The organism is Armatimonadia bacterium (genome assembly GCA_039679385.1).
In the GTDB taxonomy this organism is placed as follows: domain Bacteria; phylum Armatimonadota; class Zipacnadia; order Zipacnadales; family JABUFB01; genus JAJFTQ01.
The window spans coordinates 22,424-31,660 of sequence record JBDKVB010000139.1 but is presented as its reverse complement, the minus strand read 5'-3'; the positions used below and the strand labels follow the sequence as shown (position 1 = coordinate 31,660).

Genomic DNA, 9,237 nt, shown 5'->3' with positions numbered 1-9,237 from the left:
GCTTTGAGCACCTGCTTCGCGCGCCGATTGAGACGCTCGTCGTGAAGGTTGAGCGTAGCGAGTTCCAACAGAAACCAGGTAGGCATGCTTGAGTCACCTCAAGCACCGATACTTCTTGCCGACCGGCTGAGAACCTCCTCCCCCAGAAAACAAGATGTGGGTAATGTATAGCGCCACTGCGTGGAGAGGGGGGCAAGGGGGGGTGAGGTGGCGTTCCTACTTCAGGAACAGCTCGAGGACCGGCACCGAGACCCTCGGCTTGATGATCGGGAGCTGCGCGATGACGGTGTCCTCCGGCATTGCGGCGTAGGAGGACTGGTTGGCCGGCGGCGTGACGATCTGCACCTCCGACGCGTCGTTGAGCAGTTGGGCGTACTCGATCTTGTCGCGGAACCCGTCCAGTGCAAGCTGCTTCAGCGGCCAGTTCAGAAGGTGCACGTACATCCGGTTTGTGTCGGGATTGTAGGTCAGGCGGCAGTCCTGCGGCGTCTTGAACTTCTTCGGCGCCTGGGTGCAGCCGTAGATTGAGCGGCCATGCCGCTTCATCCATTCGCCCATGGCGCTGAGACGGTCGAGAGCGCGCTCGTCAAACTCCCCGCGTCCGGTCGGCCCCACGTTAAGCAGCAGGTTGCCGCCCTTGCTGACGGAGTCGATGAGCAGGAGCAGGAGCTGGTCGACGCTCTTCCAGGTCGCCTCGTCGCGGTGATAGCCCCAGGAGCCGGAGAAGGTCTGGCAGGTCTCCCACACTACCGGCTTCCCGTCCACCTTGACCCAGTCGCGGACCATGTGCTGCTCGGGCGTCTTGATGTCCCAGCCGCCGGGCACGTCGCCGAGGTCGAGGCGGTCGTTAACGATGATGCCGGGCTGCAGCTCACGGGTCAGCTTGAGGAGCTCCTCCGCGTTCCAGTCCTCGTGACCCTTGCCGATCCAGTTCTCGGGCCGCCCGCGAGTGCCGGCCGGGTAGCTGAAGTCATAGAACAGGATGTCGATCTTGCCGTAACCGGTGAGAAGCTCACGGACCTGACCGTGGAGGTACTCCGCGTACTTCTTCTGGTCGCGCTCCTTGTTGAGCTTCTCGCGGTCCGGGTGATTGCGCATGGCATGGACGTTGTCGATGACGAACTGCGGGTGATGCCAGTCGATCAGCGAGTGGTACAGACCAGCGTGCAGGTTCTGGCCCCGGAAGGCGTCAACCATCGGCCGGATGAGGTCCTTGCCGCAGGGCGTGTTGGGTGCCTTGTAGTCGGTCAGCGCGGAATCCCAGAGGCAGAAACCGTCGTGATGCTTAGTGGTGATGACGAAGTACTTCATCCCGGCGCCTGCGGCAGCCTTCGCCCAGAGTTCGGGGTCGTACAGGTCCGGATCGAAGTGCTTGAAGTACCTCTGGTAGACCTCGTCCGGGATCTGCTCCCGCTGCTTGACCCATTCGTGTCGCGCAGGCAGGGCGTAGATGCCCCAGTGGATGAACAGGCCAAAGCGGTCGTGCTGGAACCATGAAGTATCGCCGACGGTCTTGATGGCAGGCATGAGGTCTCTCCTCGTGCTGATGAGGGGCAAGGAACCGGGGCCTTCCCGATCCGGTGCCTCCTTGTCTCGCGTGGAGCACTTGCACAACAGGCCGGGGTTTCGCCACCGGCACACAGACCTCCTCCCACTATCCGGCGCGTGTGCGAAAGTGCTTGCCACGCACCTTGCCTTTGTTGCCTCCGGAAGGTACGATACGTCCTGTGGCCCGCCTAACACCTCGCCTAACCTGTCTTCTCGCCGCTCTCCTCACTTGCTCCGCGGCGTTCTGTGCCCGACCGGGACCCTTTGTCTTTGTGCATGGACTTCAGGGCGACGAGGCCTCGACGGTCGCTCGCGACCTGGGCATGAACACGCTGTACCTGAATCTGGAGTTCGAAGACCTCAAGGACCTGTCCCGTGTGGACGCGAAGGTCAAGTCTGCCCGGGAAGCCGGCCTCGGCGTGATCGTCGCGATTCCCACCGTTCCGCGGTCCTTCTCGGTGGTCCCTTCCGCGGGCGGAGAGACCTACCGCGAGTGGGTGGCGGCGCTGATCACGCGGGTCGCAGAGCATCTCCGCGGGAATCCTGCGGTCGTTGCCTGGGCGATGGGGGACTACCTTGAGCGGCACATCGACTACAACGTAGAGGACTTCCGCCGCTTCCTGCAGACTCGGTACGCAACTCCCGAGGACGTGGGCGAGTCCTGGGGAAGGCCGATCGCGAACTGGGCCGACGCCGATGAGCCCGCTGCGCGCGAGAACGACAAGCAGTTCGCTTTCGGGGTCGGCCGGGCGCTGGTGGATGTCGCCGACTTCCACCGCCAGGCCTTCGCTGACGTAATGAGCCACTGGGCCGAAACCCTTCGCGCCCTGGATACCTCGCGTCCCCTCATGACGGGACGCATCTCCCTCTTCCGCGACCTCACTGCCGTGCCGCCCGGGTATGACATCGTGTGCCCTTATATGCCGCCCGGTGAGTACAACCCGGACCCGGTTACCCACAATGTCCACGCTGTCGATATGGCCCGGCGTGCCGGGCGTTTCGAAGTATTGCCAACCCTCGAGGTGCCCCAGTCCACAGCCGCCTTCGAGGATGGCACGGTGCGGCGATGGGTCAACCTCAGTGGCCTGCACGGAGCCTGCGGGGTCGGGTTCGCCGACTGGGCTCGCGTGACCGCAGCTCCTGCGCCCAAGGCGACGAAGCGTGACCTCAAACAGCTTGTGCAGTCGGTTCCGCTGCGTCAGACCTTCAGTATCCGTCCGCGCCCGAGCGTTGCCTTCCTCTATGAGCCCTACGGCAGCGGCGTGGACAACAAGGGCCTCCCGGCCTACGGGTACTTGCAGGGCTTCTCACCAGCCGAGCCCAGCAACCCCTTCCTATCGTTCCGTCTGGGCTGCCGGTACGGGCTCGTGGACTACCTGACGCTGGAGGACCTGCCGCTCCATGACCTGAACAGCTACGGCGCGATCCTGGCCCCGATGGCAGTGAACCTCCCCGAGCCCGCCCAGGTGCAGTTGGGGGAGTTCGTGTACGACGGCGGGGCCCTTGTGGCTGACCTGGGCCTGGGGATGTACCAGGGCGGATCGTGGCTCGACCTGCCACCCCTGATGACCAGCCTGTTCGGCGTGGATCATGCGGCAGGCATGGCGGAGACGCTACATGACCTGTCCATGGCTCTGCCGCCGCCGTGGCTGCCTTCGGTGACCGCAGGGATGCGCACGCAGGGCACGTTCAATCTGGGCGTCAAGGAAGGCACCGCCGCCCAGCGCAAGAGCTACCACGTGCAAGGCCCGGCGCTGCTGGTTGTGCCTCAGGAGACCGCCAGAATCCTCGGTGTTGCGGAGACCAAGTACGTGCAGGGCAAACTGGCCTTCTCGGGGATCGTCGGCAAGGAGACCGGCCTCGGAGTTGCGTGCCTGGCAACTCACCGCCTCTGGGCCTACTGGAAGGCCTCGGATCCCGCCTTCATGGCGTTCCACCAGGACCTTCTCGCGCGAAGCGCCCGAGTGGAGATGCTTGACAGCGGCTTCTGGCCCGCCGGTCTGTGTGTGACCGCGACCGAGGACGGCATCGCCCTCAGCAACTCGCGTTCGGAGACCAGTGGTGTTGACGTGGCCTACCGCGACGCCCAACACCGCCTCTTCACGAAGGCGTTCTGCGGCTATTCGGCGCTGGCACGGACCGCCGACGGACTGCGCTCCGGTGCAGCGAGGCTGTCCGTCGTGGTGCCGCCCGGCGAGACCGTGCAGTGCCATGCGCTGCCCATCAGCGTACAGCCTTTCGCCTTTGGGTGCCTGGCGAGGGTGCTGGACAACACACCGGAGCGGATCAGGATCGAGCTTGGCGGGGCAGGAGCTTCGGTAGCGACTGCTGCGAGCGGAACGGCACAGGTAGGGGAGGGTGAGCCGGTCGAAGTACGCTTCACAATCCGCAATGGCCTGTACCCGGTTACGCCGGGCTCCTCGCATCGAGTGAAGCTGACAATGGACGGCAGCAAGCCGGTCGAGGCAGTGATGCAGGCGTCCGCTGGCGGCGAGCTCCGTTTCAGTGAGATGGTCTCCCACGGGGTCCTGACGGTAACGAAAGTCCCCTGAGGCGAAGCTGCAACCTCAGGGGACGCGTGATGTGCATGGGCTGCCGAACCTAACGCGACCCTACTTGTAGGCGACGCGCACCCGGGCGACCATGATCCCGTTCCTGGCATGTGACCACAGGCCGAGGTGGCCGCCGGAGAGCGGGTTCGGGTCGTCGAACTCCAGCGCCTTCTGCCCGTCCACGTAGTACGTAATGTGCCCCCCGATCTTCTCAACCCGCATGTGCCACCAGTGGCGATGGAAAGCGTTCAGATCGCCGCGCGTATTCGTGACCAGGAAGCGCAAGGCCGAACTCTCCGCAACGGTCTGGCCCTGGCGCAGGATCTTGCCGCGCGTGTTCCCGTCGCCCGCATACACGAAGGCGTAGCCGCTGCACAGGTTCTTGCCGTCGCCGCAGAGGATCCCGTTCAGGTCGCTGGGGTGCGAGTAGCCGCCCTCACCGGCCTGCAGGTCCATCATCATGGCGACCCAGTACTCGTAGACCACATCCCCGGAGAAGCTTTGCTTGGTCCAAATGAGCGGGGTCTCGGCGTCGCGGCCACAGAACCAGGACCATCCCGGCTGGCAGTTCCAGCGGTCGCTCACGTCCCACATCCCGTCCTGTGACTGCCAGTCGGTAGGTGCACCGGCGAACCCGTAGTCAAGCACCTGGGGCGAGACGATCGTCGCCTCGTCCAGCGTGATGCCGACGCCCTCGAGCTTGATTGCCACAGCGGACGCCGTCTTCCCATCCGGGACACGCGACCATGCGAAGGGCTTGCCTTCGATGCTGGCGATCACACAGCCGCCGCGCCGCTCCACCTCAACGACGGGTTCCTCCGTCTGCAGAGCGACCTTGCCGGAGTTCACGGCCTTGCCGCCTTCGAAAGCCTCGTACTGGAGGTTCCGGTCGCCCTGCTCGCAGGACAACTCGACACATCGGCTGTCCTCAGAAAGCGCGAGCGTATCGGAGTCCTTGGCCAGGCGCACCTGACAGCTTCCCGTGCTACCCACGAGGTTCCCGAGTGGCAGGCGCAGGTCGAAGTCGCCCCACAGCGGGAGATCATACTGGTACACGCGGTTCCCCAGGGGCTTCCAGGAGGCGATGGGGCGTGCCCAGTCGGCCATCGTGTCCTCTTTGGCGAACTGCTCAGTAATGGACACGGGCTCAGGCTCAGGCTCGGTGAACTCGACCTTGAGGTTGTCGAAGGCCGCCAGCGCCGTCCGCGAGCCCTCTGCGTAGTAGCCGACCTTGCCCTGAGATGGGCGAGAGGAATCGGCAGCCTCCACAGCCCGCTTGCCGTCGACGACTACGGAAACATAGGACCGGTCGAGCGTTGCCTCCACGTGGTGACTGGCACTGCGGTCCAGAGGCACCGACACGCTGGCCAGGACCCTTGCCGTGCCCTTCTCGACCCGCCACAGTTCCTGGCAGTCCTGGTCAGGCGAGTCCTTGGTCGGACCCCAGCGGAAGAGGTAGTAGTCCGTCGGGCTCAGGCACCCGAAGTAGACGCCCAGCGCACGAGCCGTGGTGGGCATGAGATCGGTGGCGAAGCGGTAGTTCCGCCACGCGGTGCAGCCGGTGAGGCCGACCGCCAGACCCGACTTGGCCTCGGGGCGAGCGCAGAGCTGCTCCTGGTCGAGCGTCCAGGTCCCGGCTCGCTGCTCCACCGGGAAGAGACCGTCCGCAGCATAGCTGTCCTCGTAGGCGCGGTAGGGCTCGAGGTACACGTCGTCGAAGTTCGCCTTCGCGCAGGCCTCGGTGTACAGGCCGATCTGCCCCTCACCGAAGGTGCTGTCGCGGGTGCTGCAGACGACCTTCCCGTCGACGAGGCCGGAGAGCAGACCGTCGTCCGTACGGACCCCGAGTTGCACCCACGTGCCCACTCCGACGCCGCCCGGAGCCTTCTCGATCACCGTCGGGTTACCGCCGATCACCTTCACCAGTTCGACGGTGCCGGAGCTCGCTGTCTGGGGAGGCGAGAACACGGAGACCCGGAACAGGTAGTAGTCCTTCTCGCTCTGGACATCGAAGGCGACACCGATCATCCCGCTGGCCGCAGGCTTGGCGGAGCACCGCACCTGGTAGCCATCCCAGAAGCTCGACCCGGCAGCAATCAGTGCACGCTGACCGGTAGCCATGAGCGTGAAGGGGTTCGCGGTCTTCACGGGGTCCGAGACCGCATTGCGCGACTCGGGAAGCCGGATCGCCCAGGAGCCTTCTGCGATGTCCCACGGGTCCGGTTCACCCGGCGGACGTGAGAAGTCGTCGTGGAACATCATCTCGCCGATCGGCTGCGTCGAGAGGTCGGTGACCTTCAGTCCTCGTGCGAGGTGGCCGATCTGCTCACCGGGAGCGAACTCCTCATAGGCCGTGAGGATCACGTGACCGTCACAGAGGACGCGGATCGCCCAGTCACGGCGCTTGATGATGAGGTGATGCTGACCGCCTGCAGCCGCGGTGGCCCACTGGTCGGTCTTGGCGAGAACCTCGGTATCGCCGTCCCTGACCATGACCAGCTCCGCTTCCTGACCGTTGGCCTGGAAGAAGAGATGGTTGGCTTCGTCCTTCCAGCAGAAGACAATCTTGATAAGTGCGTCGGAGGCCCATTGCGCGCCGGTGTCGAGGTCTGCCCGCACATCGACCTCCCCACTGACCGGCTCCTCAAGGAAGGATAGGTCGGAGGAGGTAGGCTCCGCGAAGGCAGTAGCAGCCAGGCCCAGCAGAGACAACAGGCACGCGACGACCAGTGTGGTGCGATGACGGGGCATATTCGGCTCCGGAGGGTAGGATGAGACCGGCTGAGGCGGCCGTTTGGCTTAAGGACGAACGAGTAGGCGATATGTTCCCGCAGGGCCCGCCACAGGACACCCCGATACCCCGGGCACGGGAACTTCCGCATCCAAAGTGTCCTTGGGTCTTGTGTGATGACCTGTTGAGTGGGATGATACCATATACTTGGCTGGTTCGCAGTCCGGGTGGTCTGCGCGGACCGTACCGAGGGCGCCCTGGGCGCCCCTAGACTGAGGTGAGTTGCTCTGCGCGGTTGGCGCATCGGAAGCATACGCGGCATTTCCATCGAGATCAACGTGTCCTGGCTGATCGTGTTCGCGCTGTTCGTCTACGATCAGGCGGTGAACGTCTATCCGCACATGACCAGGCCCGGAGCACGCTGGATTCCCTGGCTTGCGGCCCTGGTCACAACCCTCCTGTTCTTCGGCTCGGTGCTGCTGCACGAACTGTCCCACTCCTTCATGGCACGGCGAACCGGCATCGGCGTCACCCGCATCACGCTGTTCATCTTCGGCGGCGTGGCGCAGGTCGACGAGGAGCCCAGGAAGGCGAGTGATGAGCTCCTCATCTCGATCGCCGGACCGGCGATGAGCGTGGCCCTGGCGGTGGTCCTCGGCGCCGGTTGGTGGGCCTCACAGCACTTCGGCCTTGGTGCGGTGGTGACGTCCTGCCTCGGGCGCGTGGCAGCAGCCAACTTGGTGCTCGCGGTCTTCAACATGGTTCCCGGCTTCCCACTGGACGGCGGTCGCGTTCTGCGGTCCCTCCTGTGGCTGCACTGGGACAACCTCCTGCGGGCAACCCGGGTTGCCTCGATCATGGGCCAGGTCGTCGGCTACAGTCTCATCGCTCTCGGGGCGTGGCTCGGGATCGCCTCGAGCTCCGGCCTGATCCTCGTCTTCTACACGGGCATGGGCCTCCTGCTGGCGGGTGCTGCCAGGGCCACCTATCAGCGCGAGCGAGTGCGTGACGCTCTCGTCAATCTGCCGCTGTGGCAGGTTAGTACTCCGCCGGAGTTGGTAGTGTACGCGGGAACGCCGGTCACCGTGGCCGCCTCGCATTTCGCCCTGAAGCGACCGGAAGGACCGGTGCCGATCCTCGTCGGCGCGCAGCCCATCGGAGTGCTGTCACTCGACCGGCTGGCGACGATTCCACAGGCGCTGTGGACGGACCTCAAAGTAGAGCAGGTGATGGTGCCCCTATCCGAGGGGATGGTCCTCCGCCAGAACCGCAGGGCCCTCGAAGCCCTGGAGTACATGGAACGTACCGGGCAGAGCTGGATGATGGTCATCGACGACTACGGAAACCTGCAGGGGATACTCAGCGCCGATGGGGTTCGTGCAGCTCTGATGCGGGCCTGATTCCGCTCACGGAACGCGCCTCCTCAGGCAGCAAACTTCGTATAACCACATTACCGGGATCTTGCGCTCGGGGGCTGCAGTCGTTATACTCATCCCAACTTGGCGTCGGAGGACGCGAGGTTTGTGCTGATATGGCAGGTTACGAGCCACGGACATACCGGCACCTTGCGGCCGCGGAAGACCTCGTGGCCTTCCATGTGGCCGAGGCTCAGACGGACCTTCACATACAGGTGTCGGCAGGACTGACCGGCCTCGAGAAGGTCGCCCGGGAGGCCGTTCGCGAGGCACGGCGGGCCATCGAGACCGAGATCATCCTGGTCCCGGGTTTCGCGACAAGCCTGGCTCCGCTGGCCGGACGCGAAGGGGCTCCGCAAGTCGTCGAGGCAATGTACCGCGCGGGTTCACGGGCGCAGGTCGGGCCGATGGCGTCCGTTGCGGGAGCCATCGCGGAGTTCGTTGGGCGTCGCCTGCTTGAGCAAGCGTCAGAGGTTGTGGTGGAGAACGGTGGCGACGTCTTCCTCTGCACAGGCCATGGGCGGACGGTCGCCGTCTACGCCGGCCGGTCACCGCTGAGCGGGAAGGTTGGCCTGCGCCTTCCGGCGGGGGAGACCCTTGGGGTCTGCACCTCCTCGGCAACCGTAGGGCCTTCCTATAGCGCGGGCAAAGCCGATGCCGCGCTAGTCGTTGCGGACGACACAGCCTTCGCCGATGCGATGGCATCTAGTCTTGGCAACAGCCTTCAGGGCCCGCAGGACGTGGAACAGGCGGTGGCACGGGTCGCGAGCACCGAGGGAGTGCGTCAAGCGTTGGCCATCCTCGGCTCGACCCTGGGCGTGGCGGGCGAGTTCGAACTCGTCAGACTTGGATAACCACAGGCAGAGCCTGACATGCCCGGCGTTTCTGCCGGGTACCTCTTCAGGGTACAAAGGAGGGATACACGAATGACGGCAGTCGCCCACTGCGCACAGGTCGGGATGATGGGCATGGCTCGGCGCCGGGGTTTCCG

At 64.9% G+C, this 9,237-nt stretch carries 5 protein-coding genes; 3 read left to right on the top strand and 2 right to left on the bottom strand.

Annotation, left to right across the window (positions count from 1 at the left end; translation table 11 throughout):
* Nucleotides 1-216: 216 nt before the first annotated feature.
* Nucleotides 217-1,527 (bottom strand): alpha-L-fucosidase, encoded by a 1,311-nt coding sequence (locus ABFE16_15850; protein ID MEN6346776.1) that lies wholly within the window; start codon nucleotides 1,525-1,527, stop codon nucleotides 217-219.
* 293 nt (nucleotides 1,528-1,820) lie between these two features.
* Here ABFE16_15850 and ABFE16_15845 point away from each other — a divergent pair, with 293 nt between their 5' ends.
* Nucleotides 1,821-4,100 carry a beta-galactosidase gene (locus ABFE16_15845; protein ID MEN6346775.1) on the top strand — a complete coding sequence of 760 codons (2,280 nt, stop codon included), beginning with the start codon at nucleotides 1,821-1,823 and terminating at the stop codon, nucleotides 4,098-4,100.
* Nucleotides 4,101-4,160: 60 nt separating this feature from the next.
* Here ABFE16_15845 and ABFE16_15840 read toward each other — a convergent pair whose 3' ends face one another.
* Nucleotides 4,161-6,851, bottom strand: coding sequence for a hypothetical protein (locus ABFE16_15840; GenBank protein MEN6346774.1), 2,691 nt, complete (start codon nucleotides 6,849-6,851; stop codon nucleotides 4,161-4,163).
* A gap of 318 nt (nucleotides 6,852-7,169) precedes the next feature.
* Here ABFE16_15840 and ABFE16_15835 point away from each other — a divergent pair, with 318 nt between their 5' ends.
* Both ABFE16_15835 and ABFE16_15830 read left to right on the top strand, forming a co-directional pair.
* Nucleotides 7,170-8,231 carry a site-2 protease family protein gene (locus tag ABFE16_15835; GenBank protein ID MEN6346773.1) on the top strand — a complete coding sequence of 354 codons (1,062 nt, stop codon included), beginning with the start codon at nucleotides 7,170-7,172 and terminating at the stop codon, nucleotides 8,229-8,231.
* 131 nt (nucleotides 8,232-8,362) lie between these two features.
* Nucleotides 8,363-9,100 (top strand): UPF0280 family protein, encoded by a 738-nt coding sequence (locus ABFE16_15830; GenBank protein MEN6346772.1) that lies wholly within the window; start codon nucleotides 8,363-8,365, stop codon nucleotides 9,098-9,100.
* The last annotated feature ends 137 nt before the right edge of the window (nucleotides 9,101-9,237 follow it).

Bases quoted from the DNA above. Each gene is read 5' to 3' on its own strand.
- ABFE16_15850 (MEN6346776.1), bottom strand. From the start codon at position 1,527: ATGCCTGCCATCAAGACCGTCGGCGATACTTCATGGTTCCAGCACGAC.
- ABFE16_15840 (MEN6346774.1), bottom strand. From the start codon at position 6,851: ATGCCCCGTCATCGCACCACACTGGTCGTCGCGTGCCTGTTGTCTCTG.
- ABFE16_15830 (MEN6346772.1), top strand. From the start codon at position 8,363: ATGGCAGGTTACGAGCCACGGACATACCGGCACCTTGCGGCCGCGGAA.